This window comes from Paraburkholderia solitsugae (assembly GCF_013177695.1).
In the GTDB taxonomy this organism is placed as follows: Bacteria; Pseudomonadota; Gammaproteobacteria; order Burkholderiales; family Burkholderiaceae; genus Paraburkholderia; species Paraburkholderia solitsugae.
In genome coordinates this window covers 16,968-41,189 of record NZ_WOEY01000035.1, presented here as the reverse complement: position 1 = coordinate 41,189, position 24,222 = coordinate 16,968, and the positions used below count along the sequence as shown (strand labels likewise).

Annotated in this window: 19 protein-coding genes and 2 pseudogenes; 19 read left to right on the top strand and 2 right to left on the bottom strand. The window is 59.7% G+C overall.

The annotated features are described in order from the left end of the window. The first annotated feature begins 324 nt into the window (after positions 1-324). The 13 genes and pseudogenes from GNZ12_RS09245 (at position 325) to speB (ending at position 13,032) form a co-directional block, all read left to right on the top strand. A complete protein-coding gene (locus tag GNZ12_RS09245) occupies positions 325-2,019 on the top strand; it encodes a 5-guanidino-2-oxopentanoate decarboxylase (protein WP_172310054.1) in 1,695 nt (564 codons plus the stop codon). Next, positions 2,016-3,506 (top strand): aldehyde dehydrogenase family protein, encoded by a 1,491-nt coding sequence (locus GNZ12_RS09240; RefSeq protein WP_172310053.1) that lies wholly within the window; start codon positions 2,016-2,018, stop codon positions 3,504-3,506. The genes GNZ12_RS09245 and GNZ12_RS09240 overlap by 4 nt, the downstream gene beginning before the upstream one ends. A gap of 140 nt (positions 3,507-3,646) precedes the next feature. Next, positions 3,647-4,741 carry an ABC transporter substrate-binding protein gene (locus GNZ12_RS09235; RefSeq protein ID WP_172310052.1) on the top strand — a complete coding sequence of 365 codons (1,095 nt, stop codon included), beginning with the start codon at positions 3,647-3,649 and terminating at the stop codon, positions 4,739-4,741. Then, positions 4,738-5,664, top strand: a complete 927-nt coding sequence (locus GNZ12_RS09230; RefSeq protein WP_172310051.1) for an ABC transporter permease — start codon at positions 4,738-4,740, stop codon at positions 5,662-5,664. The genes GNZ12_RS09235 and GNZ12_RS09230 overlap by 4 nt, the downstream gene beginning before the upstream one ends. Beyond that, entirely contained in the window at positions 5,661-6,530 is an 870-nt protein-coding gene (locus GNZ12_RS09225) for an ABC transporter permease (protein ID WP_172310050.1), read from the top strand. The genes GNZ12_RS09230 and GNZ12_RS09225 overlap by 4 nt, the downstream gene beginning before the upstream one ends. Before the next feature lie 57 nt (positions 6,531-6,587). Next, a complete protein-coding gene (locus GNZ12_RS09220; protein WP_172310049.1) occupies positions 6,588-7,661 on the top strand; it encodes an ABC transporter ATP-binding protein in 1,074 nt (357 codons plus the stop codon). A gap of 34 nt (positions 7,662-7,695) precedes the next feature. Further along, positions 7,696-8,517, top strand: coding sequence for a transporter substrate-binding domain-containing protein (locus tag GNZ12_RS09215; RefSeq protein WP_172310048.1), 822 nt, complete (start codon positions 7,696-7,698; stop codon positions 8,515-8,517). A gap of 7 nt (positions 8,518-8,524) precedes the next feature. Next, a pseudogene (locus GNZ12_RS09210) lies at positions 8,525-9,184 on the top strand (amino acid ABC transporter permease); the annotation flags it as partial. A 5-nt stretch (positions 9,185-9,189) separates the two neighbouring features. Then, entirely contained in the window at positions 9,190-9,846 is a 657-nt protein-coding gene (locus tag GNZ12_RS09205; protein WP_172310046.1) for an amino acid ABC transporter permease, read from the top strand. A gap of 78 nt (positions 9,847-9,924) precedes the next feature. Continuing rightward, on the top strand, positions 9,925-10,650 hold the full coding sequence (locus tag GNZ12_RS09200; RefSeq protein ID WP_172310045.1) for an amino acid ABC transporter ATP-binding protein: 726 nt from the start codon (positions 9,925-9,927) through the stop codon (positions 10,648-10,650). After that, a pseudogene (locus GNZ12_RS45260) lies at positions 10,626-10,913 on the top strand (Tar ligand binding domain-containing protein); the annotation flags it as partial. The gene GNZ12_RS09200 and the pseudogene GNZ12_RS45260, both read left to right, overlap by 25 nt. Positions 10,914-11,079: 166 nt before the next feature. Continuing rightward, a complete protein-coding gene (locus GNZ12_RS09190) occupies positions 11,080-11,955 on the top strand; it encodes a LysR substrate-binding domain-containing protein (RefSeq protein WP_172310044.1) in 876 nt (291 codons plus the stop codon). A 150-nt stretch (positions 11,956-12,105) separates the two neighbouring features. Continuing rightward, on the top strand, positions 12,106-13,032 hold the full coding sequence (gene speB / locus GNZ12_RS09185; RefSeq protein WP_172310109.1) for an agmatinase: 927 nt from the start codon (positions 12,106-12,108) through the stop codon (positions 13,030-13,032). A gap of 90 nt (positions 13,033-13,122) precedes the next feature. Here speB and GNZ12_RS09180 read toward each other — a convergent pair whose 3' ends face one another. After that, positions 13,123-14,271, bottom strand: coding sequence for a porin (locus GNZ12_RS09180; RefSeq protein WP_172310043.1), 1,149 nt, complete (start codon positions 14,269-14,271; stop codon positions 13,123-13,125). Positions 14,272-14,723: 452 nt separating this feature from the next. Between GNZ12_RS09180 and GNZ12_RS09175 the strand changes: the two genes are divergently transcribed. The 3 genes from GNZ12_RS09175 (at position 14,724) to GNZ12_RS09165 (ending at position 17,937) form a co-directional block, all read left to right on the top strand. Beyond that, a complete protein-coding gene (locus tag GNZ12_RS09175) occupies positions 14,724-15,506 on the top strand; it encodes an ABC transporter substrate-binding protein (RefSeq protein ID WP_172310042.1) in 783 nt (260 codons plus the stop codon). Between the two features lie 455 nt (positions 15,507-15,961). Further along, positions 15,962-16,909 carry a LysR family transcriptional regulator gene (locus tag GNZ12_RS09170; protein ID WP_172310041.1) on the top strand — a complete coding sequence of 316 codons (948 nt, stop codon included), beginning with the start codon at positions 15,962-15,964 and terminating at the stop codon, positions 16,907-16,909. 155 nt (positions 16,910-17,064) lie between these two features. Then, positions 17,065-17,937: a type 2 periplasmic-binding domain-containing protein gene (locus GNZ12_RS09165; RefSeq protein ID WP_172310040.1), complete on the top strand. Its 873-nt coding sequence runs from the start codon at positions 17,065-17,067 to the stop codon at positions 17,935-17,937. A gap of 46 nt (positions 17,938-17,983) precedes the next feature. Here GNZ12_RS09165 and GNZ12_RS09160 read toward each other — a convergent pair whose 3' ends face one another. Further along, on the bottom strand, positions 17,984-18,292 hold the full coding sequence (locus GNZ12_RS09160) for a hypothetical protein (protein WP_172310039.1): 309 nt from the start codon (positions 18,290-18,292) through the stop codon (positions 17,984-17,986). 635 nt (positions 18,293-18,927) lie between these two features. Here GNZ12_RS09160 and GNZ12_RS09155 point away from each other — a divergent pair. The 3 genes from GNZ12_RS09155 to GNZ12_RS09145 all read left to right on the top strand — a co-directional run bounded on the left by GNZ12_RS09155 (position 18,928) and on the right by GNZ12_RS09145 (position 24,218). Next, positions 18,928-19,137 carry a hypothetical protein gene (locus tag GNZ12_RS09155; protein WP_172310038.1) on the top strand — a complete coding sequence of 70 codons (210 nt, stop codon included), beginning with the start codon at positions 18,928-18,930 and terminating at the stop codon, positions 19,135-19,137. A 595-nt stretch (positions 19,138-19,732) separates the two neighbouring features. Then, on the top strand, positions 19,733-21,772 hold the full coding sequence (locus GNZ12_RS09150) for a sigma-54-dependent Fis family transcriptional regulator (RefSeq protein WP_235993658.1): 2,040 nt from the start codon (positions 19,733-19,735) through the stop codon (positions 21,770-21,772). A 298-nt stretch (positions 21,773-22,070) separates the two neighbouring features. Next, on the top strand, positions 22,071-24,218 hold the full coding sequence (locus GNZ12_RS09145; protein WP_172310037.1) for a hydantoinase/oxoprolinase family protein: 2,148 nt from the start codon (positions 22,071-22,073) through the stop codon (positions 24,216-24,218). Positions 24,219-24,222 lie beyond the last annotated feature (4 nt).

Below are 24,222 nucleotides of genomic sequence, written 5' to 3'. Positions count from 1 at the left end.
TTGGCCGCGCCTCCGGTACCGAGCAATGAGCGTTCGGAATGGGTTGGGGCTGACTTGGCCGCCGCAAACGCCATACCCGACAACGCTTTCCCAGCCAGGGTTTCCCCTTGCTCATGCATTGAGTTCATGCGCCGCATGAAAAATGATCGATTGTTCTCGTCCCGTCGAACGGCAAGAATTCGCTCAATGAAAACGTGATCCGCGCACCGGCGAGTTGCGATGCGATCGAGCAGTTTGTGCAGCCCGTCTTCTGCGAATGTTGAAAAACAGTTTTATTGGAGCCAGCCACCGTCTGGTTCAAACCAATCAAGAGCCTGACGACCAATGAACTTTCCGGACAGTACCACCAGCCTCGGCCAGATTGAAACCAAAACGACTTGCTTGTCCTCAACGTCAGGCAAGACCTGTGGTGAGGCACTTGTCACGCTGCTCGAAGGTTACGGTGTGCAGTGCGTGTTCGGCATCCCGGGTGTGCATACCGTCGAACTCTATCGTGGTCTGGATGCTTCTTCGATTCGTCACGTCACGCCGCGCCACGAGCAGGGAGCGGGCTTCATGGCCGACGGCTATGCCCGCGTAACCGGCAAGCCAGGGGTGTGTTTCATCATCACCGGGCCGGGCATGACAAACATCGCGACCGCGATGGCTCAGGCGTATGCCGATTCGATCTCCATGCTTGTCATTTCTAGCGTGAATGCGCGGCGGCAGCTCGGTAGCGGAGACGGCCGTCTTCACGAGTTGCCGTCCCAGCAAGGTGTGTTCGCTGGACTCGCCGCGTTCTCCCACACGCTGTTGAGCGCCGACGAACTGCCGCAGGTGCTCGCCAGAGCATTCGCCGTTTTCGAAAGCGCACGGCCGCGACCGGTACATATTGAAATTCCGCTGGACGTGATCGTGGCGCCGGCGCGTGGGATGCAAGTTGCGCCGGTAACGCTGCCCGCCCGACCCGCTGCCAGTGCGCGTGCTATCGCTGATGCCGCGAATTGTCTTTCGGGCGCCCAGCGGCCGGTGATTCTTGCCGGCGGCGGTGCCGTGGGCGCCGCTGACGAGTTGCGCGAGTTGGCGGAGCGGCTGCAGGCACCCGTTACGCTGACGATCAACGCCAAAGGATTGTTGCCGTGCGGCCACCCGCTGCTGGTGGGTTCGACTCAATCGCTTCCAGAGACGCGTGCATTGGTTGCCGAGGCTGATGTGGTGCTTGCAGTTGGCACGGAGCTGGGTGAAACCGACTACGACGTCGTCTTTGATGGCGGCTTCGCCATCAATGGACGACTCGTGCGGATCGACATCGACGCGCAGCAACTCATGCGCAATTTTCGTCCGGATCTCGCGATCGCCGCCGATGCGCAACAGGCGCTCGCGGCACTGTGCGCCACGCTGCGCGAACGACCATCCACGCCCGTCCGGGAAGGATGGGGCGCGCGCCGCGTCGCCGCCATACGCGCTGCGGTGACGGCGGGCTACGACGCTCCGACGCTGTCACAGAAGCGTCTGATCGACACGCTCACAAGCGCGCTTCCTGGTGTGATCATCGTTGGTGATTCGACGCGTCCCGCTTATGCAGGCAACTTCACTTACGATGCGCCCGCGCCGCGGTCATGGTTCAACTCTTCGACCGGATATGGAACGCTTGGCTATGGTTTGCCTGCGGGTATCGGCGCGAAGCTCGCGGCGCCGGATCGTCCGGTTGTCTGCCTGATAGGTGACGGTGGTCTGCAATTCACGTTGCCGGAACTCGCGAGTGCTGTCGAAGCGCAAGTCCCCCTGATCGTTCTGTTGTGGAACAACTTCGGTTACGGCGAGATCCGCAAGTACATGGTCGAGCGGGACATTACGCCAGTCGGTGTGGATATCTATACGCCGGACTTTATTGCACTTGCGCGAGGGTTCGGGTGCGCCGCGGTTCGCGTAGATTCACCGGAGGCGCTTGTCAGCGAATTGCAACGCGCCACGCGATGCGACTTTCCGACGGTGATCGAAATCCGCGAGAGCGACTGGTTTGAGCAGGTGCCCGCATGAGTTCACTACAGGTATCGCACGTCGATTCAACAGACGGAATTCAGTTGCAAACACAACTGTACATTGATGGCCGCTGGTGCAGTGCTGCTGGTGGCGCACAGCTTGTCATTATCAATCCATCGACCGAGGCGGTGCTCGCGCATGTGGACGCCGGTAGCGCCGACGACGTCGATCGTGCGGTCCGCGCCGCTGGGCGCGCATTCAAGTCGTGGCGGAATACCAGCGGCTCCGCTCGAGCGCACTATCTGCGAGCGATCGCTCGCGGTGTCGAAGCCCGCAGCGAGCGGCTCGCCACGCTGCAGTCGCAGAACAATGGTAAGCCCCTCGAGGAAGCACGGATCGACGTCGGCGATGTGATCGCAACATTTGAGTACTACGCCGGCCTGGCAGAAGGCCTTGACGTGAGTGGCGAATCCGAGGTGACGATCCCGAGTCCAGACCATCGGGCGCTCATCCGCCGTGAACCGGCAGGTGTCGTCGGGCTTATCGTGCCGTGGAATTTTCCGATGGTCACCACTGCGTGGAAACTCGCGCCAGCACTTGCTGCAGGTTGCGCGGTAGTGCTCAAGCCTTCTGAAATCACGCCGTTGCCCGAACTGGAGTTGGCCTCGATCGTGGCCGAATGCGGCCTACCGCCCGGCGTGTTCAATGTCGTCACCGGTACCGGCGCGGAAGTGGGGGCGCCGCTCGCCGCTCATCCGCTTGTCGCGAAAGTCTCATTTACCGGTAGTACCGGGGTTGGCCAGACGGTGATGAAGACGGCAGCCGACACGCTCAAAGGTGTCAGTCTCGAACTGGGCGGCAAGTCGTCGATTGTTGTGTTTGCCGATGCGGACCTCGATCTCGCAGTGGATCTCGTGATGGGGGGCGCATTCTTCAACGCCGGGCAAATGTGCTCGGCAACCTCCCGTGTGCTGGTCGATCGATCGATCGCCGATGCCCTGGTTGAGCGTCTTGCCGATCGCGCTGCGCAGACGGTGGTGGGCGACCCCTTCATGCCTGGCGTTCAGATGGGACCGTTGACGAGCCGTGCGCAGTTCGAACGTGTGCAGCGCTATATCGCGCGAGGCAAGGAGGGAGGCGCGCGCCTCGTGACTGGCGGCGAACCGGTGACGGGTTCCGGGTACTTCGTCAGACCCACGATTTTCGTCGATGTGCCGGCTAACAGCAGCGTATGGCGCGAGGAAATTTTCGGGCCGGTGCTGTGCGTACGCAGCTTTGACAGCGAGCAGGACGCAATCGACGCGGCTAACGACAGCGAGTTTGGTCTCGTTGCCACCGTCGTCACGCGCGACGAAGCGCGGGGTAAGCGCGTTGCGGATGCCCTGGATGCGGGTGTTGTATGGATCAACGCCCCGCAACTGATTTTCCCCCAGACCTCGTGGGGTGGCTACAAGCGCAGCAGCCTCGGTCGTGAGCTTGGACCGTTCGGCCTCGCCGCATTTCAGGAAATCAAACAGATTCTGTCGGTTCGAAACGAAGGGTGACGGCGCATGAGCATTCGTCATCGTGCTCGTGCAGAGATATGGTTTATTAGTTGTATTTATGAAGTCTAGAGTCCGTTCCGCCAACGCAAGCGCGTTAGGAGAGCGGAGAGGCAGTAGCGTAGTTCACACGGGAGACGATGATGCAGGACATCAAAAAAGGTAGAAGACAGGCAATCAAGACGCTGGGTGCAGCACTCGCGGCGTCCGCGCTGCCCATGCCGTTCGTCAATCTGAGAGCGCAGGAACAGAACTTCTCCGGCAAGACCCTGCGTCTGTTGACGTGGTCTGATGACACCGGCGCTGCGGCGCTGCGCAACATCGCCGCCACGTTCGCGGCGAAGACCGGCGCGAAGGTGATCGCCGACCGCGCCGACGGCACGTCCGGCATGGTCGCCAAGGTCAAGGCCGCGGGCGATCGTCCGACTTACGACGTCATCACGCTGGCCGGCGTCGGCGCGGCGGGTCTCGGTGACGCGGGTCTTCTGATGAAGCCCGATCTCGACAAGCTGCCGAACCTGAAGGACGTCGCGCCGCAATACCGCACGGGCGCGAACGGTTTCGGCGTCGGTTATCTGCTGTGGTCGGACGGGCTGATCTACAACACGTCGACGCTCAAGACCGCGCCGACCACGTACGAAGCATTGTGGGATCCGAAGTACGCCGGACGCCTGTTCCTGCCGCCGCCCGAATGGGCTGAAGCCGTGGACCTCGCGATCATCGCTGCGAAAATGTCTGGCGGCTCGCAACAGAACATCGAGCCCGGCTTCAAGAAGCTGATGCAGTTGAAAGACCGCGTGATGACGCTCGGCGAGAACCCGAATCAGGTGGCCGATCTGTTCCGCACCGGTTCGCTCGATATCGGCGGCATCTATTCGCCGGCCTTTTTCCCGGACCAGATCCGCAAGCCCGAGTACAAGATGGGCGTGACCTACGGCATGAAGGAAGGTTTCGCCACGCAACTCATGTTCACGGTGATCCCGAAGTCGCATCCGGCCGACAGCGATCTGATCCACGCCTTCATCAACCATTCGCTCGATGCCGGCGTGCAAGGCCGCATGGCTGCCGACGTGCTGAACGGCCCGGTTAATTCGAAGGCGGTGATCCCGGCCGAGAGCCGCGCGTTCGTACCGAGTCCGAAGCAGATCGCCGAAAAGGCTGTCCTGCACGACGACAAGTCGCTCGCCTCGGTGCAAGCTGGGTGGATCAAGCGCTACACCGAGATTTTCTCGGCATGACCACGATGCCCGCGCTCTCCTCGCGGCGCGCTTCCGGCGCGCCGGACGAGCCGGCGTCCGCCGCGCCCGGCGCCGCGTTGGCAAACGCGCGGCCGTGGTTGCTGCTGACGCCGATCCTCGTGTTTCTTGCCGTGCTCGCGGCGGCTGCGCTCGTGGTGTTGCGGATGAGTTTCGGAACCACCGGCAACGAGTGGCACGGCTTCACCTTGCAGAACTATGCGGATCTGGCCGACAGCTACTTCATGAAGTCGCTTTGGATCACGCTAAAGCTCGCGTTCCAAAGCATGGTTTGCGCCGTGCTGCTGGCGATTCCGGTCGCGCTCGCGATGGCGCGCACCGAATCGCGCCTCGCGCGGCGGCTGCTGCTGGCCGGCGTGCTTTTGCCGCTGCTCGTCAATCTGCTGCTGCAAGGTTATGGCTGGCTGGTGATCCTGGGTCCGGCCGGATTGCTCAATCACGCACTGCTCGCAACCCGGCTGATCGACCGGCCGGTGCTGTGGCTGTATCGCGAGCACGGCGTGTTGCTCGGCTTGATCCAGACTGCGTTTCCGCTGGCTGTGCTGCCGCTGTCGAGCGCAATGCGTGCGGTGTCGCGTTCGTACGAAGAAGCCGCAGCGACGCTCGGAGCGACCCGCTGGCAAACCCTGCGCCACGTGTTGCTGCCGCTGGCGATGCCCGGTCTCGTGTCCGGCGCGCTGCTCGTGTTTGCGTATAACGCCAGCGCGTTTGCCGTGCCGCTGCTGCTCGGCGGACGCCGTGTGCCGATGCTCGCCGTGCTGGTGCACGACCAGGTCGCGCCGCTTTTGAACTGGCCCGCCGCGTCGGCTTCCGGCGTCGTGCTCATGGTTGCGACGCTGACCGTGATGACCATCTCGCAGCGGCTCGTGCGTCGCACGCAACATCTCGAGGAGACTTCCGCATGAGCACGCCCGCCGCCTCCCTTCGGTTGCGCTCGCTACGTCTGCCCACCGCGATGCCGGGCCAGCTTGGCAAGCCCGCCGCGTTGCTCGCCGCGATCGTCCTGTTCCTCGCTGCGATGCCGATTCTGACGATGATCACGATGTCGTTCAGCGCATCGGACACGCTCGAATTTCCACCGTCCGGCTATAGCCTGCAGTGGTATCGCGCGGCGTGGCACAACTTCGTGTCACCTGAGGCGAGCGATGCACTGTCGATGGGCAGTGCCCTTAGCACCAGCCTGATCGTCGCCGTCTCGACGATGATCATCGCCACACTCGTCTCTGTGCCGGCTGCCTATGCGTTGAGCCGTTACCGATTTCGCGGCAAGTCGGCGGTCGAACAACTGGTCGCATTGCCGCTCGTCTACCCGCTGGTGATGCTCGGGCTGTCGCTGCTACTGGTGTTTAACGTCCTGCCAGTCGAGCTCGGCGTGTTTCGTTTGATCATCGCGCATGTGATTCTCGCGCTGCCGTTCACGGTGAAGAACTGCGCGGCCTCGGTGGCCTCGATCGGCCCGGAGTTCGAGGAAGCCGCCTGCGTGATGGGTGCAAGCCCACGTAGAGCGCTCTTCGACGTCGTGTTGCCGCTCATGCGCCCAGGCATCCTCGCCGGCATGCTGTTCGCGTTCATTATCTCGTTCAACGAATTCACGGTGACGTTCTTTCTCTACGGCATCAACACGATGACGCTGCCGGTATGGCTCTATAGCCGCACCGTGTCGTCGCTCGATCCGACTGTGTTTTCGTTCGCGGTTTTTATCGTCGCGATCGACTTCGCGCTGATCTGGTTGCTCGAGAAGCTGATCGGCGATGAAGGCGTTGCTCTCTGATTCCGTTTTGATTGCGCTTCGATTCCGTGGCGATTTTGGCCCAAGCAGGAAACCTTCATGACTCATTTGACATTGCAGGCCGTGACCAAGCGCTTTAATGCCGCGTATGCCGTCGACCACGTCGACCTTAGCGTGCCGGACGGCAAACTGGTTTGCTTCCTCGGCCCGTCCGGCTGCGGCAAGACCACCTTGCTGCGCATGATCGCCGGGCTCGAAACGCCAAGCTCCGGTAGTGTGAACTTTGCTGGCCGCGACATCACTCATCTACCGGCCAACCGGCGCGATTTCGGCATGGTGTTCCAGTCGCTCGCGTTGTTTCCGCATATGACGGTGGCGGAGAACGTTGCTTATCCGCTGCGCTTGCGCAAAACGGACAAGGCGGCGCAAAGCCGCCGCGTCACGGAACTGCTTGAGCTGATCCAGTTGCCGCATATGGCGAACCGGCCGGTCACCCAGCTATCCGGCGGCCAGCGCCAGCGCGTCGCGATCGCCCGCGCGATCGCATCATCGCCGAAACTGCTTTTACTCGACGAACCGCTCTCCGCGCTCGATGCCAAGCTACGCGAAGCGATGCATGTGGAAATCCGCCTGCTGCAACAACGCCTGGGCATCACGACAATCATGGTCACGCACGACCAGCGCGAAGCGATGACGATGGCCGACGAAATCGTTGTCATGGAAAAGGGTCGTATTGCGCAAGTGGGCAAGCCGCTCGATATCTACCGCGATCCGGTCAGCGAGTTCGTCGCGGACTTTATCGGCTTGGGCAACATTCTGCCGGTCACCCACGATGGGCGCGGCGGCGTGAGCTTGCCCGGCGGGCAGCAGATCGTCGTGACCCAACCGGAGCGGGGGGCGCAAGCCTCGTCGGACGTCCGTCTGCTGATCCGTCCTGAAGACGTTTGTGTCAAGACCGCGTCGGCTGACGCTGGCCCGAACCGGCTAAGCGGCACAGTGACGTTCATCCGCGATGTGGGCGCCTCGCTCGAAGCGACGATCGATTGCTCCGGCTTCTCACTGACTGTCGCAACGACGTCCCGGGAGACACCGGGTCTTGCCCTGGGCATGCCAGTACTGGCTGAATTGCCGGCTCACGCGTGCAAGCTTGTTGCCGCGCGCCAGACACATTGAATTCAACACAAAACTATCCATAGAGGAGCACACCATGAACGCTTTATCCCTTTCCCGCGTCACGAATCGCCTTTTCGGCAACACGGTCTTCACGCTATCGGTCACCTGTGGTGCCGTGCTGACGATGCTGGCGCCTGTCGCGCATGCTGATGCGCTCGATTCGATCGCCAAGTCCGGTGTCGTTCGGGTCGGCGTTTTCGAGGACTATCCGCCGTTCGGCTCGATCGGTCCTGATATGAAACCGGTTGGATACGACATCGAAATGGCTAACCTGATCGGCAAGGGGCTGAATGCGAAGGTTGAACTCGTCCAGGTGACAGGCGACAACCGCATGGCGTACCTCGCTGACCACAAGGCGGACATGCTGCTATCCGTCGGCCAAACGCCGGAGCGCGCGAAAGTAATCGATTTCTCGCAGCCCTACGCGCCGTACTACCTGGCCGTGTTCGGTCCGAAGAATCTGCCGGTCAAGAGCGCAGCGGATCTTTCAGGCAAGAGCATCTCGGTTGCGCGCGGCACGCTTGAAGACCTCAGTATCTCGAAGGTTGCGCCGGCGAGCGCGACGATCAAACGATTCGACGACCCGAACGGCGCAATTTCGGCGTTTCTTTCTGGTCAGGTGCAGCTGATGGTGGTGGGCAACGACGTCGGAGCGACCATTCTCGCGCGTCACCCGGCCATTGAGCCTGAGCAGAAGTTCGAATTGTTCAGCTCGCCTGACCACGTTGGCCTGAACAAAAACGAAGTGCGACTCATGGAAAAGGTTGACGCGACGATTGACCACGCAAAGAAGGACGGCTCGCTGAACGCAATCTCGCAAAAGTGGCTGAAGACTTCGTTGCCAGCGAATCTGTGAGTACGTAATGAGTTATGCGTTCAATTTCAGCGATCTGCACACGTACACAGGAATACTTGTGCGCGGTGTAGCGGTGACGCTGGGACTCACGGCTGTTTCGACGGTGCTCGGCGGCGTAGTTGGCGTGGCCGGTGCCGCCGTCGGTGCGGCTGGCCCCCGATGGGCGCGCGCGCTCGTCGGGACCTATGTCGAGTTGATCCGGAATACACCGTTTCTGGTGCAGTTGTTCTTCGTGTTCTTCGGATTGCCAGGTCTCGGTATTCATATCGACGAGATGCAGGCAGCGGTGCTGGCCATGACCGTCAACCTGGGCGCATACGCGATTGAAATAGTCCGTGCGGGGATCGACTCGATTCCGCGCGGGCAGGTCCAGGCGGCAGTCGCGCTTGGCTTGCCTGGGCGGCAGGTGTTTCGCTATATCGTGCTGCCTCAGGCGCTCGCGAACGTGTTCCCCGCGCTACTCGGCCAGGTCATGATCGTTATGCTCGGATCAGCCGTCGTATCGCAAATCTCCGTGCCGGATCTCACTTACGCGGCCAACTTCATTCAGTCGCGCAACTTCCGGTCGTTTGAAATCTATCTGGTGATCACGGCGATCTATCTGGGCCTGGCAATTGTGTTGCGACGCATGTTGAACCAGCTTGGCTCCGGTCTCTTTGCGGGGCGTAAGCGATGAGCGATTTCACCCTATGGGACATTGCGCGCAATCTGATTATCGGGGCGCGCTGGACAGTCCTGCTTTCCTTTATCGCCTTTGTTGGCGGAGGGGCTGTTGGCATGGTGCTGCTGGCGATGCGCGTATCGAAAAGCACTGCGCTTCAGCACGGTGTTGCGTGGTATGTCGAACTTTTCCAGGGTACCCCGCTGGTGCTGCAACTGTTTCTTGGTTTCTTTGGCCTGCCTTTGCTCGGCATCGATGTGTCTCCATGGAGCGCCGCGGCGGTGACGCTAACGCTCTACACGAGCGCTTATCTGGTCGACATCTGGCGAGGTTGCGTCGATGCGGTGCCGCGAGGGCAGTGGGGTGCCGGGGCCAGTCTCGGCATGACATATGGCCAGCAGCTGCGATACATCATTTGGCCGCAGGCGCTCCAGATTGCAGTGGCTCCGACCGTCGGGTTCCTGGTGCAAGTCGTTAAAAGCACTTCCTTGACGTCGATTATTGGCTTTGTCGAACTGACGAAGACGGGGTCGATGATCACCAATACCGCATTTCGCCCGTTTCCAATCTACGGAATGGTCGCGGTGCTGTACTTCGCGATGTGCTTTCCACTGACCTGGTACGCCCGCTTGCTCGAAAACAGGTATCAGGTGGCGCGGCACCGCTGATGCGATCGTCAGACGCCATCGGCACACAGCGCTCAATAGAACGGTGGATGCAGTGGCATAACGTTGACAGGTGTAGAAATGATTTCCATCAATGATGTTTCGAAGTGGTACGGGCAGTTTCAAGTCTTGACCAATTGCACGACCGAAGTAAAGAAGGGTGAGGTGGTGGTGGTATGCGGGCCGTCGGGTTCGGGCAAGTCGACCCTCATCAAGACCGTGAATGGCCTCGAACCGTTCCAGAACGGTGAGATTGCGATCAACGGCCAGTCAGTCGGTGACAAGAAGACCAACCTGTCGAAGTTGCGCGCGAAAGTCGGCATGGTGTTCCAACATTTCGAGTTGTTCCCGCATCTCTCGATTACCCAGAACCTGACGCTTGCCCAGATCAAGGTGCTGGGTCGTTCAAAGGATGAAGCAGGCGGGAAGGCGCTGAAACTGCTGGATCGAGTCGGCCTGCGTGCGCATGCGGACAAGTTTCCCGCGCAATTGTCCGGTGGTCAGCAACAACGTGTGGCGATTGCACGTGCTCTCTCGATGGACCCGATCGCGATGCTGTTTGACGAGCCGACCTCGGCGCTCGACCCCGAGATGATCAACGAGGTGCTCGACGTGATGGTCGAACTCGCGCAGGAAGGGATGACGATGATGTGCGTCACGCACGAAATGGGGTTCGCAAAGAAGGTCGCGCATCGCGTGATCTTCATGGACAAAGGGCTGATTGTGGAAGACGACCGCAAGGAAGACTTCTTCGCCAATCCGAAGTCCGCTCGGGCCAAGGAATTCCTGGCAAAGATTCTGCACTAGTCGGGCTCTGTCACTGCGTCGCCACAACGGGGGGCGTCGCGGGCGTTAAAGCTGTTCAACAGCCAAGGCCTCGAGCACAGGCACAGGCACAGGCACAGGCACAGGCACAGGCACAGGCACAGGCACAGGCACAGGCACAGGCACAGGCACAAAAATCCTCGCATTCCATGAGGGCGCTGTCTGACGAATGGTGGAAAAAGTATCTCGATATGCCGCGTGATGCGGAGGAGGATCGTCTCGCGCAGGGTCTCGCCGCCAGACGAGGCGACATGCTCAATTGCCGGGCGGGATTGGATTGCATGGCTTGCGGGCAAGTCCGCATCGCGTAATCCTATTTACCGGCGTATCTTGATGGCCTGCATGCGTTACGTTCGCCTGAGCGGCCGGCGTTGCGCGACGGCTGAGTCCAAATTTCGCCCCTGGAACACCATGCGACGACTCCCACCCTTGAACGCGCTGCAGATCTTCGAGACCGTCGCGCGGCACCGCAGCTTCACGCGCGCGGCGGAGCATTTGTGTCTGACGCAAGGCGCGGTCAGTCGGCAGATCCTCACACTTGAAGAATATTACAAGTTCCCGCTCTTTAAGCGGCATGCGAAGGGGCTCACGCTGACTGCAGAAGGTGAACTGCTGCTGCCGGCGGTGAAGGAAAGCTTTGCGCGGATCGAGGAGATTTCGCTGCGCCTCACCCGTCAGCGCTCGGATCTCGCGCTGAAGGTGCCGACCTGCGTCATGCGCTGGATGTTGCCAAAGATCATGCGTTTTCAAGGCGGCCATCCAGGGGTCCAGGTGCAAATCACGACGACATGGCAGCACGACGTCGATTTCGAGTCCGAGCCGTTCGATGCGGCGATCATTTATGGTTCGTCGCCGGGCGCTAACGTGCGCGCAGTGGCGCTCTTTGAAGAACGGCTGACGCCCGTATGCGCGCCTGATCTTCTGAAGGACAAACCACTCGCGAGCGCGGCCGATTTAATAGAGCACACGCTGCTGCATCCGACTCGCGATCATCGCGACTGGAAACTGTGGCTCGACCGTGTCGGCGCACAGGCCGTCGACGCTAACCTCGGCGCGAGCTTCGACACCCTCGATATGGCGACCAATGCCGCTATGCAGGGCTTTGGTGTTGCGATCACCGACTTGACTCTGGTCGGCGAAGACATTGCGGCGAAGCGTCTGACGATGCCGTTCGATACCGTGATAGGGACAGGCTCGCGTTATTACCTGGTGTATCCCGAGTGCCTTGCGGATCAGCATAAGGTAAAGCTCTTTAGCGAGTGGATCGCGGAACATCGTGACGAATGAGATCGCATCGATAAGTGCTGACGTGAACATCCAGAAATCGTTATTTCACTTTCCTTGGAAGTACGTATAAATACGATCAGAGTCGTAACGGATGGGACGACCAGAACAATTCAAGTGGAGAAATCAATCGTGGCGGAATACTTTCAACCAATGGGCGGCAATGAGATGCCACGCTGCGGCGGCATCGCAACAATGATGCGTCTACCGAACGTTGCGTCGGCCGAAGGGCTTGACGCATGTTTCGTCGGTGTGCCATTTGATCTGGGTACGTCGAATCGCACCGGTGCGCGCTTCGGGCCGCGCCAGATTCGCAACGAATCGGTGCTGCTGCGGCCTTACAACATGGCGACGCGCGCCGCGCCATTTGATTCGCTGCAGGTCGCGGACATCGGCGATGTCGCGATCAATCCCTACAATCTTCTTGATTCGATCAAGCGCATTGAAGTGGCGTATGACGAGATTCTGCGGCACGGCACCAAGCCGATCACGCTCGGCGGCGACCACACGATCACGCTGCCAATCCTGCGGGCGATCCACAGGAAGCACGGCAAGGTTGGCCTGATTCACGTCGACGCGCACGCGGACGTCAACGACACGATGATGGGCGAAAAGATTGCGCATGGCACACCGTTCCGCCGGGCGGCTGAAGAGGGCTTGCTGGACTGTGAGCGCGTCGTGCAGATTGGCCTGCGTGGCACTGGCTACGAGGCGGAAGATTTTGACTGGTGTCGCGACCAGGGCTTCCGCGTCGTGCAGGCCGAGGAATGCTGGAATCGTTCTCTCGCACCGCTGATGGAGGAAGTGCGGGAAAAAATCGGCGACGGTCCGGTTTATCTGACTTTCGACATCGACGGTATCGACCCCGCCTACGCGCCTGGCACCGGCACGCCGGAGATTGCGGGTCTAACTGTGCCGCAAGCCCTCGAGATCATCCGTGGTAGCTGGGGCCTGAATCTCGTGGGCGCTGACCTGGTCGAAGTTGCGCCGCCGTACGACCCGTTTGGCACGACCGCTTTGCTTGGCGCGAATCTCGCCTACGAGATGCTCTGCGTCCTACCGCAGGTTAAGCGCCGTTAAGCCTGCCGCGCGACGCCGCGAAGCTGAGCTCGAACGGCGCTCGCATATCCTCACGCGACGCTTGTGGCGTCGCGTGATGCGGTGTGGCAGTTAGAACTTGTGGCGGATTGCCAGGCGAAACACGAACTGGTTCGCCGTCGACGAAGCATCCGCTGCCCCCGGCACATACGCGTGATCCAAAGCGCTGCCGGTCTGGTCGCCAGCGACCTTCTGGTAAGCACCCTGAAGATAGAAGTCTGTGCGCTTCGAGATGTTGTAGTCTGCCATCAGGCCAACCGAGTGGATCTTCGGCTTGGCGCTACCCGACGACGCGTCGTAGCTTTCCATCGTGTACACATATTGCGCACCAACAAAGAACGCCGGCGTGATCTGATACTTGCCGTTGATTTCGAAGTTCTGGAACTTGAGTGCGTTGAGCGTGCCGGTAGCCGGAAGGATCGACCCCGAGATGTAAGTCGTTGAGAGCGGCGAGGTGATGTCGGTGTTCGTATACACGAAACCTGCGGTCGCCGACCCGAACGTATAGTTGACGCCGCCGCCGAAAACGCGCAACCGCTTGGCCAGGAAGTTCTCATCTCCACCGTTGTTGATCGCGCCGCTCGCGCTTGACGAGGGATTGTTCGCCTGCAAGTAAGCTGCAGCGACAAGCAAGCCGCCGTTCGCATATTGGCCACCGACGCTGTATTGACGGTTATTCGCGAAGTTCGTGTCGTTACTGAAACTATACGTACCACCTGCCTGGAATCCGGCGAAATTCGGGCTCGCGTATTTGACGGTGTTGTTCACACGGAACGAGTTATCCGTGTTGTCGTTGTCGTACGGATGCGAGAACAGATAGCCGGCCCAGTTGCCGTTGGCGGTTGTTTGTGCAAGGTAGTCGACCAGCGAGTCGTACTGGCGGCCCAGCGTGACCGTACCGTACTTGTCATTGCTCAAACCAATATAGGCCTGGCGGCCGAACATGAGGCCACCCTGGCCAAGTTTGCCGTTGTTTACGTTAAAACCGTTCTCCAGCTGGAAGACTGCCTTCAGACCGTCGCCCAGATCTTCCGAACCCTTGAGGCCCCAGCGACTGCCCTGCGCGTAGCCGCTTTGCAGTTCGGAGAGCGATTTCCCACCGACATTATTCGTATAGTCGAAACCCTCGTCGATGAGTCCATACAGCGTGACGGTGTTTTGTGCGAACACGGGTGCCGCGAATGCGGCGGACACCGCCAATGCGATGACTTGCTTCTTCATTAAGATCTCCGTACTTCATTAGTAATTCGTATCATCTTATTAGAGTTACATTCCGAAAAATGCAACGGACGTGATGCTGTCACACCGATCAAACGGTGTCTATTGGCAGAACCGAGAAAGTTGCGGTGCGTTGCCAAATGAATACGCCAACAACAGATAGTTCGCGTGATGGAGCGCGAGGTATTCGGACATGAAGTCACTCTGCTCGCAGAATTTAAGCGGAAATTTGAGCGTTTTCGAGGACGAACCAAAGCCATGATGCAGGCGCATGCGGCGCATGAAAAATTTTCGGTGGTGACGTGAGGAGAGTTGACGTTTAATCGATAAACCGCATGAAAACGTTTTGCGGAAGCAGGGCGTAGATCCTGATAGATGTGGCGCACCCAGTGGAATCACCGTACCTGCTTGGTATCCGCGTCACGTAGCCAAACATAAAGTAAAGGAGATCATCCATGAAGCAGCTGAAAAGCTTGCTGGTATTCGCTTGTGCGTTCGCGTCCATGTCTGCGATGGCCACTGATGCGGGCACGCTGCGCTTCGGCCTCGAAGCGCAATATCCTCCGTTTGAATCGAAGGGGCCGAACGGCACGTTGCAAGGCCTCGATATCGACATTGGCAATGCTGTCTGCACGACTGCACATCTGACGTGCAATTGGGTCGAGACCTCGTTTGATGGCCTGATCCCCGCTCTCCAGGGGCGCAAGTTCGATGCGATCAATTCAGCGATGAACGCTACCGAGAAGCGCCGCCAGGCAATCGATTTCACATCCGTGATCTACCGCGTGCCGACACGATTGATCGCGAAGAGCAACAGTGGCCTGGAGTCGACACCCGACTCGCTGAAGGGGAGACGCGTAGGCGTCCTGCAGGCATCGATTCAGGAAACTTACGCGAAGGCCCATTGGGAAGGTGCGGGCGTGAACGTCGTGTCGTATCAGGATCAGAACCAGATCTACGCGGACCTCGTTGCGGGCCGACTTGATGCGACGCTCGTGCTCGCACCGGCAGGGCAGACTGGATTTTTGTCGCGTCAGGAGGGCAATGGGTTTGCGTTCGTTGGTGCCCCAGTGCGTGACGACAAGATCCTGGGTAGTGGTATCGCCTTTGGTGTCCGTAAGGGCGACGCGGCGCTTCTCAATGAGTTGAACGGCGCGATCACGAAAGTGCAGGAAGACGGTACCGTGAAGAGACTGGCGCAGAAGTACTTCGGCAATGTCGACGTGTCGGCGAAATAATTCGCCGGCAGCCTGAAGGTGGATGCGATCGTGACGAATGGCTGGATGCCGTCGAGTTTTTTTGCGCGAGAAACAGGCGTTAATCCGGTCGGAAAATGTCAGTAGGTATTTTTATCATGAAGAAGTCTTTCGTCGCGATGTCCGGGATCGACCTCGACATTAGATCGTTGCGCGGCGACGATGCGGGAAATCCCATCCGGTCGCGTTCTGATGTTGATGATCAGGTAAGCCAACGAAATACGGCGGACCTGCGACCCGCACATCTGCGCGGAAGAAGAATACTTTCGCGTTCGCGGCGCCATACGAGGTCGTAGCACATGTGGTGCGGACGGACTCGTTGAAAGGCAGAGTTCCTGAGCGGAGCGTGACAGGCGCCTGGATAGCGAGATTTAACGGTTGAGATTGAATGCTTACTTTGATGTCTCTGGATAGAACGCTGCGACAGGGGAGCAGTTGTGCTGCGATCATTGTTTGATCTCGATCTGCGGCTCGTTCGCATTTTTCTAGCGGTTGCCGATGCGGGTGGCGTGACTATCGCGCAAGCGAAGCTCAACATCAGCCAGCCGACCATTAGCTCGCAGTTGTCCACGCTTGAGACGCGTCTTGGCTATCGACTGTGTGAGCGTGGCCGAAGCGGCTTCAGGCTGACTGACCAGGGCGAGCGCTTCCGCGCGCTGTGCAGAACCTTCCTCACGACCGTCGACGAGTTCAGTGCCGCAGCGCGGCACATGGAGAAGGCGCTGGCAAGCACGCTGAAAATCGGCCTGATCGGTCACACACCAATTAGCCAGAATGCACGGATCAGCGACGCGATTTCACTTTTTCGGCAGCGCGACGAAGCGGTGCACTTTTCAATATCGGTCAAGCCGCCAGGTGAACTTGAGGAGCATTTACTAAGCGGTGCGATCGAAATCGCAATCGGCCATTTTTGGCATCGTGTACCGACGCTCGACTACACGCCACTTTTCAACGAGCGCCAGCTTGCCTATTGCGGGCGCGGTCATCCGCTTTTTGCACGCGCCGGTAGGCTGCAGCCGGCGGAGGTCGCTGATTTCGACTGGGCCTGGCGTAGCTATCCGTTGCCGGAGGCGCAATTGCCCGCAACATCCGGCCACATGACTGCGCAGGCGGACAACATGGAGGCTGTTTCATTGCTCGTGCTGTCAGGCTGTCACCTCGGCTACCTTCCCGAACACTTTGCTGCGCCTTATGTCGCGCAAGGTTTGCTTGCCGCGCTTAATCCGCAGCAACTCGGCTACGAGGTGACGTTTCTGATGGTCACGCAAAAGCAGACTGGACGCCGCCCGATTGTCGACGCATTTATCGAGGACCTGAAGCGGGCACACATGGACTTGGGGCATGGTCACGCTCGTGGGCATCGCGAATTTGGTCTGGTTCACTAAACTGTTAGGCGCAACACGCGTGCGCTGCACCAGCGGGAAAACACGGTTTGCCAGCACGCGTAACGCATGGCACGATGGAAGATCGTTCAGATGGGAACCTGTGCGAACAGGCGCCGATCCGGGCGCATCATTCCGTATCAGGAAGCCATCCATCCATGCATCGCAGGCGCTTTGTACTAGCTGCGTTGGGTGCTGCAGGCGTGACACTCGGCGCGCGCGCTGTACTGGCAGAGCCCTTCGATATCGTCTATCCGCGCATTAGTCCGAGTGGTGATGTGCATGCCGCATTTGCGCTCGCTGTCCTCGATCTGGCGATGAAAACGGCGAATGCCGCCTATACGGTGCGGCAGGCCGAAAACGTCATGGAGCGTGGCCGTGCGCTCGCCGAGCTTGCGAACGGCCGCAATACGATCAATCTGCACTGGACGAGCATGGAAGCGACGGCCGAACGCGGACTGAACGTGGTCCGGATTCCAATACACCGTGGGCTGATTGGCTACCGGGTGTTCGTCATAAGAAAGGACCGGCAACGGGATTTCGACAAGATCGAGCGCTTTTCCGATCTGAAGGCGTTCACGTGCGGTCAGGGGCTAGGGTGGATCGACGTCGATATCCTGAAAGCAGCGGGTCTGGATGTTCAGACCTCGACTTACGAGACCATGTTCGAGATGACACAAAGCGGGCGGGTCGACTATTTTCCGCGAGGTGTTGTCGAAGCGTTCGCCGAACTCGAGGGGCGCCAGCACCGTGAGCCTGATCTGGTGGTCGAGAACCGTCTGATGCTGAAGTATCGATCCGATTTTATTTTTTATGTCGCGACGGGGCACGAAGCCTTGGCAGGGACGATTGAGAAGGGATTCGTGCAGGCGTATCGCAATGGTACTTATCTGAAACTGTTCAACTCCCACCCCTACATTCAGAATGCCTTGGTTCGCACAAAGCCCGCGTCCCGGAAGACCTTCCTGCTGGACAATCCCTACCTTTCCGAAACGGACCGCAGAATTCCGCGCGAGTACTGGATGAGCTGACGCCGTCACGGACTGTTGGCATGATCTCGGCCCATCCATGGCGAATCTACCTGCCGTTCGTCGCCCAGGTTGCCATGGACGACAGGACAAGGAGGTCCTCGACGCAATCCGATAACTCGCAGAGTTCCTGAAATGACGCGCCGTTGGCGTCATGCAGATGATGTCGTCTGAGATCGCGTAGCGTGTTGCCGAGGCGCCGGATGGCCTCGGGATCACTGTTCGTCAGCGGCCAGCCTTTTAACAAATACGCCAGTGGCACAACGCTTCTGCTTTCGCACCACAGATCGAACAGGTGCATGCACATCGCGTTGATATGCTCAACCGCATTTTCTCGCTCAGACAGATACGGAACCATGGCGACGCTCAGGAACAGGACGATTTAAGTCTGTTCATGCTATGTGGACAGTTATCGCGCCGCTGTCAGGGCATCAAGAAAAACAGGCCGGTCGATGCTGAACTTCATGTCAGGAAATCCTTATGTTCTGCTTGTGTTTTCTCTGTTGGCTCGGCTCAAGCTAGTCTGAACTGACCCGCTATGCGATCAGACAGGGCCTCGCCGCCGAATATCTGACGCTGTATTGGTCGGCGTAGAGGTTGGGTTAGGGAAATCCTGACATAAGAATCAGCTTTCCCTTAAGGAACTATCCGTTGCTCCCGACGGAACCGCCGCTAAGGGCGCCTTACGATGGCTCCACTTGCATCGTGGAGGGCGGGAAATCGTGGCCGAAAAATCATTGCGTGGAATGGTTGGAAAGCTGCTGGGTACGCAAAGCTGCCATTCGGTCCGCGTCCTGTCGATACACCGTTCGCGATCTGGCCGGACTCGCCGCGTATGCCTTGAAGTGCAACGGCCGGGTGGTTCGCTCGCCCTGTTTTTCTTTCGCCACGGCGATGGAGTCTGGCATGTGTTTCCGCCCGGAGACGCTCGCCCTTCGATGCGCTCCGCCGCATTGCCGCAGAACGGCGAGATCATGGCGAAGGAGACCGCGGATGGCTGAAGACATGTCGAATGAACATTCGCAGGACGATTCAGGTCTGCATGCGTGGATGTTGGCATGGTACGACCATGCCGTTTCGGTCGGTTTCATCCGCCCGCCATTCCTTCTGAACGACGTGACGGCTGAACGGCTCGAGGGCTATTTCAGAGTGGGACTTACGCCCGTCGAAGGCGCGGAAGCATTTTTTGGCGTCGCGCATTGATTTCGGCCATGAATTCCTGAAGCCGATCACACTCTCATGGTTGGCCTTTCAGTGCCGGGTGGGAATACACACCACGATCCGTCATCGTGTCTGAAGAAAAAAATCGCCAGCAGGCCGGTCGAATGTAACGCTTCGACGCGCACATAGCGCCTCTGATTCGTACCCATGCGACTAAACCGCGTGACGTGAGCCGGCATCGCCGGAGTGGGCGCCAGCCACTTTTCGACCAGCAAACGCAGGGACCGCTGACCGGTGTTCATCGTCTTCTCCTTTGACCTCTTTCCTGTCGCGCAATGGCGAGCGCTTTTCTGCTACGAGACCGAGCGCGGAAACAATCTTGCGGCTCGCCTTCGCCCAGTTAAATGCATGGGTCATGCCAACCTCGCTGCCCTGATATCAAGTCGTTGATTTTATGGAGATTTATGTGTGCTTTATGGTGCCTGAACGGGCGCCGGTTGCGCAAAGCGTTCGATTTCCGGACGGTGCTCTATTTCGGGCATAGAATTTAGACGGAGGTCCGCGCCTCTATGGCAAGCGCGCTGAGCAAGGCGAATCCGCTGATCGGGTGAGGTACTCCTGCTCACACGGAGACAGCATGAAAGAGACAGGTACGCCAATGGACTGGTTTTCCAGTCCCGACCGGGACGCCAGCGTCATGTCGGCGTGGGAGCGTTTGATTCAAGGTGACAAGCCGCCCTTTGGTGCGCTGCGTGGGGTCGTTGACGCTTCCTGGCATCGCTGCCTTGATGGCCGGGTGGCTCCCGATACGCCAGGCGCCCCACTGCCGTTGGAAGAAGGGGCGCTGTTCGACTTGCGCGTCAGGAACGACCGCCTGATGCATGCCAGCGTGCCGCTTATCCAGCAGACACATGAGTTCCTTTCGCAGACGGGGACCATTCTGCTGCTCGCGGATCCGGACGGCATGATCCTCGAACTGGCCGGCGACTCGCGCATCGTTGAACCCGCCGGCGAGGTCCGGTTGATACCGGGTTGTAACTGGACCGAGCTCAGTTGCGGCACCAACGCGATCGGCACCGCCCTCGCTTTACAGCAACCGGTCCAGATCCATGGCTCGGAGCATTTCTGCGCGGGTATCAAGCAGTGGACATGCTCCGCTACGGTGATCCGCGATCCGCTCGACGGCACCGTACTCGGCGTACTCGATGTCTCGGGGCTTGCGCAAACCTACAGCCAGCATAGCCTGGCGTTTATCGTCTCGATGGCCGGACGTATCGAGAGCCGGCTCGGGAAGTTCGCCATGGAGCGCCGTCTGCGCCTGATGGAGCGTTGCATGGCTTACTGTTCCGGTCGTACGGACGGCGTCGTCGTGGTGGACGAGTCCGGACGTCTCGTCAGAGCCAACCCGCAGGCGTCAGCCGCCTTTGCGCGGCTTGGCGTATCAGGCGCACTGGACAACGCTTTTCCGATCCCCGACATCGCCAGGATTGCCGGTGGCTCCATGCCGCCGCAATCACCGGCGTGGTTGCGCCTCGCACGAATTGAGCGCGTCGGCGAAGGCGCCGACACGCTCGGCTTCATGTTGATTGCGCCGGCTGCCAGTCGGCGCGCCGGTTCGTTGTCTGATGCGGTACCTGAGGCGATGCCGGTCGCCGAGCCCACGCCTGCCGCGGCGTTCTCTCGCATTGTCGGCACGAGCCCTGCACTGCGGATGGCTATCCAGAAGGCGCAGCAGCTGGCCAAAGCCTCCGTCCCGGTACTGCTGCTCGGCGAAACCGGCGTTGGCAAGGAGTTGTTCGCGCGAGGCATTCACCAGGCCAGCGCGAGGGCAGACGGTCCCTTTGTCGCGCTGAACTGCGGTGGCTTGCCCCGCGATTTGTTGAGCAGTGAGCTGTTTGGTTATGCCGAAGGCGCGTTTACCGGCGCACGCAGGTCAGGCATGACAGGGAAAATCGAAGCGGCGAATCACGGCACGCTGTTCCTCGACGAGATCGGCGAAATGCCACTCGACATCCAGCCGCATTTACTGCGTGTATTGGAAGAAGGAGAGATATACCGGTTGGGCGAGAATGCGCCTCGCAAGGTCAGCTTGCGCCTGATCGCCGCCACGCATCGTGACCTGCGTGCGGACGTCGCTGACGGTAAATTCCGCATGGATCTGTATTACCGGCTGGCCGTCACGAACATCTCGATACCGCCGCTGCGCGAACGCAAGACGGATGTGCCCGAGATGATCGAGCACTGGTTGAGTGTCTCGCGCGATCGGTATGGCGTAAGCCATGCCGTTTTTGACGACGTGGCGTATGAGTGCCTGCTGAACTACACGTGGCCCGGTAACGTTCGCGAGCTGCGAAATGCGATCGAGGGCGCGGTACTCATGGCGCGCGACGGAATCATGACAGTCGCCGAGCTGCCGCCAGAAATCGCCGCCTCGGCGGTTTCGCCTGGGGGCGTTCGAGAGTCGGCGTCCTCTGGGCTGTCCGCACTGGCGCGCCAAAAAGTCCGCTCGCTGGAAATGGCAGAAGCAGAGTCGATCCGTTTTGCGATCCAGCAAAGCCAGGGCAACCTGACCCAGGCGGCTGCGCAGCTTGGCATAGCGAAAAGCACGCTCTATCAGAAGATCAGGAAGTACGCGCTGGCGCACGACCTTGGGATCACCCGGCGTGTCAGCCGGTAACGTTGAAGCGGGTCGACGTCCCGCACGTCATGCTCCCCGCCAGACCTGCGTTCGAATTCCGTGCTCCAAACGGCCGACCGTTCAGGAACCGGTCGATGCGCGAACGTCCCGTTCACCGTGAACGCGCCGGTCGTTCTCCGAAAAGCCAATCCATTCAGTAGTTTGCCGATAAGACGCCGATTCGGCCGTCAGTGGCATATCCCTTGCCTTTAGTTCTCCCGAAGCGAATCGCAAGACTCGCTTCACATCGCGCCTCCCCGTTGAGGCGATGTTCAATCAAGGAGAGCTGGAGACACTAATGGAACAGCAACTTTCACACGTCCAGGTACTGGGCATCGATGCCGGCGGCACGATGACCGATACCTTCTTCGTGCGCTCGGATGGGCGTTTCGTTGTCGGCAAAGCGCAAAGCAATCCGGCGGATGAATCGCTGGCGATTCTGGAGTCGTCGCATGATGCACTGGCCCAGTGGAACCGTGAGGTCGATGAGGTGTATCCCGAACTGGTGACCTGCGTCTATTCCGGCACGGCGATGCTCAATCGCGTCGTTCAGCGCAAGGGCCTGGATGTGGGACTTATCTGCAATCGCGGCTTCGAACAGATTCACTCGATGGGGCGGGCCATCCAGAGTTATCTCGGCTACGCGCTGGAAGAACGCATCCACCTCAACACGCACCGCTACGACGAACCGCTTGTCCCGCTTTCGCGCACCCGGGGCGTGACGGAACGCACCGATGTTCAGGGCGAAATCGTGATTCCCCTGCGCGAAGATGAAGTGCGCAAGGCAACACGGGAACTCGTGACCGCCGGATCGAAGGCGATTGCCATTTGTCTGCTGCAGTCACACAAGAATGAGTCGAGTGAAAAACGCGCTCGCGATATCTGTCGTGACGAACTGAAGAAAATCGGCTCGGACATCCCGGTCTTTGCCTCAGTCGACTACTACCCGTCGCGCAAGGAAAGCCATCGCACGAATACGACCATTCTCGAAGCGTACGCGGCCGAACCGTCACGGCAGACGCTGCAGAAGGTCAGCGACCGCTTCAGGAAGCACGGTGCCCGGTTCGACCTGCGGGTGATGGCCACGCACGGTGGGACGATCAGCTGGAAGGCCAAAGAACTCGCTCGCACGATCGTCTCCGGTCCGATCGGGGGCGTCATCGGTTCGCGGTTGCTCGGCGAAAAACTGGGCTACGAGAACATCGCATGCAGCGATATCGGTGGCACCAGTTTCGACATGGCGCTGATCACCAAGGGCAACTTTGCAATCGCCTCCGATCCGGACATGGCCCGGCTCGTGCTGTCGCTGCCACTAGTGGCGATGGATTCGGTAGGCGCGGGCGCCGGCAGCTTTGTACGGCTCGATCCCTATAGCGGTTCCATCAAGCTCGGGCCGGACAGTGCGGGCTATCGCGTCGGTACGTGCTGGCCCGAAAGCGGCCTTGATACGGTGTCAGTGTCCGATTGCCATGTGGTGCTGGGTTATCTCAATCCCCACAACTTTCTCGGCGGCGCCATCAAGCTCGATGTCGAACGTGCACGGCAACACATCAAGGCTCAGATCGCCGATCCGCTTGGCCTCTCCGTGGAAGATGCCGCGGCGGGCGTGATCGAACTGCTCGATCTGAGTCTGCACGAGTACCTTCGGGCCAACATCAGCGCGAAGGGCTACAACCCCACAGACTTTGTGTGCTTCTCGTACGGCGGCGCAGGGCCGGTGCATACCTACGGATATACGGAAGGCCTCGGCTTCAAGGACGTAATCGTCCCGGCATGGGCAGCCGGATTTTCTGCGTTCGGTTGCGCCTGCGCCGATTTCGAGTACCGCTACGACAAGAGCGTGGATATCGCGGTCGCGCCAGACGCGCCCGACGAACAGAAAGCGGCGGCCTGCGCGGTCGTCCAGGAAGCGTGGAAGGAACTGGCCGACAAGGTCGTCGAGGAGTTCGTCATCAACGGCTTCAAGCTGGAAGACATCACGCTGCTGCCCGGCTACCGGATGCAGTACATGGGACAACTGAACGATCTGGAGATTACTTCGCCGATCAGCGGCGCTGCCACTGCGGCGGACTGGAAGAAGATCACCGATGCGTTCGAGGAGACCTACTCACGGGTGTACGCGAGTTCTGCCCGGTCGCCGGAACTGGGTTTCAGCGCCACGGGCGCGATCATGCGCGGTCTTGTCGCCACGCAGAAGCCCGTGCTGCCGGAGGACCCGGAGGCGGGGGAAACGCCGCCCAAGTCCGCGTATCTGGGCAAGCGCCCGTTCTATCGCCACAAGACCTGGGTCGAGGCCGATATCTGGCAGATGGAGTCGCTCATGGCGGGTAACCACATCGTAGGGCCGGCCATCATCGAGTCTGCATCCACTACCTTTGTCGTGCCCGATGGCTTCGAAACCACGCTCGACAAGCATCGTCTGTTCCATCTGCAAGAAGTGAAGTAAGGAG

Coding starts and splice junctions, on each gene's coding strand:
- GNZ12_RS09245 (WP_172310054.1), top strand. CDS start 325: ATGAACTTTCCGGACAGTACCACCAGCCTCGGCCAGATTGAAACCAAA.
- GNZ12_RS09240 (WP_172310053.1), top strand. CDS start 2,016: ATGAGTTCACTACAGGTATCGCACGTCGATTCAACAGACGGAATTCAG.
- GNZ12_RS09235 (WP_172310052.1), top strand. CDS start 3,647: ATGCAGGACATCAAAAAAGGTAGAAGACAGGCAATCAAGACGCTGGGT.
- GNZ12_RS09230 (WP_172310051.1), top strand. CDS start 4,738: ATGACCACGATGCCCGCGCTCTCCTCGCGGCGCGCTTCCGGCGCGCCG.
- GNZ12_RS09225 (WP_172310050.1), top strand. CDS start 5,661: ATGAGCACGCCCGCCGCCTCCCTTCGGTTGCGCTCGCTACGTCTGCCC.
- GNZ12_RS09220 (WP_172310049.1), top strand. CDS start 6,588: ATGACTCATTTGACATTGCAGGCCGTGACCAAGCGCTTTAATGCCGCG.
- GNZ12_RS09215 (WP_172310048.1), top strand. CDS start 7,696: ATGAACGCTTTATCCCTTTCCCGCGTCACGAATCGCCTTTTCGGCAAC.
- GNZ12_RS09205 (WP_172310046.1), top strand. CDS start 9,190: ATGAGCGATTTCACCCTATGGGACATTGCGCGCAATCTGATTATCGGG.
- GNZ12_RS09200 (WP_172310045.1), top strand. CDS start 9,925: ATGATTTCCATCAATGATGTTTCGAAGTGGTACGGGCAGTTTCAAGTC.
- GNZ12_RS09190 (WP_172310044.1), top strand. CDS start 11,080: ATGCGACGACTCCCACCCTTGAACGCGCTGCAGATCTTCGAGACCGTC.
- speB (WP_172310109.1), top strand. CDS start 12,106: ATGGGCGGCAATGAGATGCCACGCTGCGGCGGCATCGCAACAATGATG.
- GNZ12_RS09180 (WP_172310043.1), bottom strand. CDS start 14,271: ATGAAGAAGCAAGTCATCGCATTGGCGGTGTCCGCCGCATTCGCGGCA.
- GNZ12_RS09175 (WP_172310042.1), top strand. CDS start 14,724: ATGAAGCAGCTGAAAAGCTTGCTGGTATTCGCTTGTGCGTTCGCGTCC.
- GNZ12_RS09165 (WP_172310040.1), top strand. CDS start 17,065: ATGCATCGCAGGCGCTTTGTACTAGCTGCGTTGGGTGCTGCAGGCGTG.
- GNZ12_RS09160 (WP_172310039.1), bottom strand. CDS start 18,292: ATGGTTCCGTATCTGTCTGAGCGAGAAAATGCGGTTGAGCATATCAAC.
- GNZ12_RS09155 (WP_172310038.1), top strand. CDS start 18,928: ATGGCTGAAGACATGTCGAATGAACATTCGCAGGACGATTCAGGTCTG.
- GNZ12_RS09150 (WP_235993658.1), top strand. CDS start 19,733: ATGAAAGAGACAGGTACGCCAATGGACTGGTTTTCCAGTCCCGACCGG.
- GNZ12_RS09145 (WP_172310037.1), top strand. CDS start 22,071: ATGGAACAGCAACTTTCACACGTCCAGGTACTGGGCATCGATGCCGGC.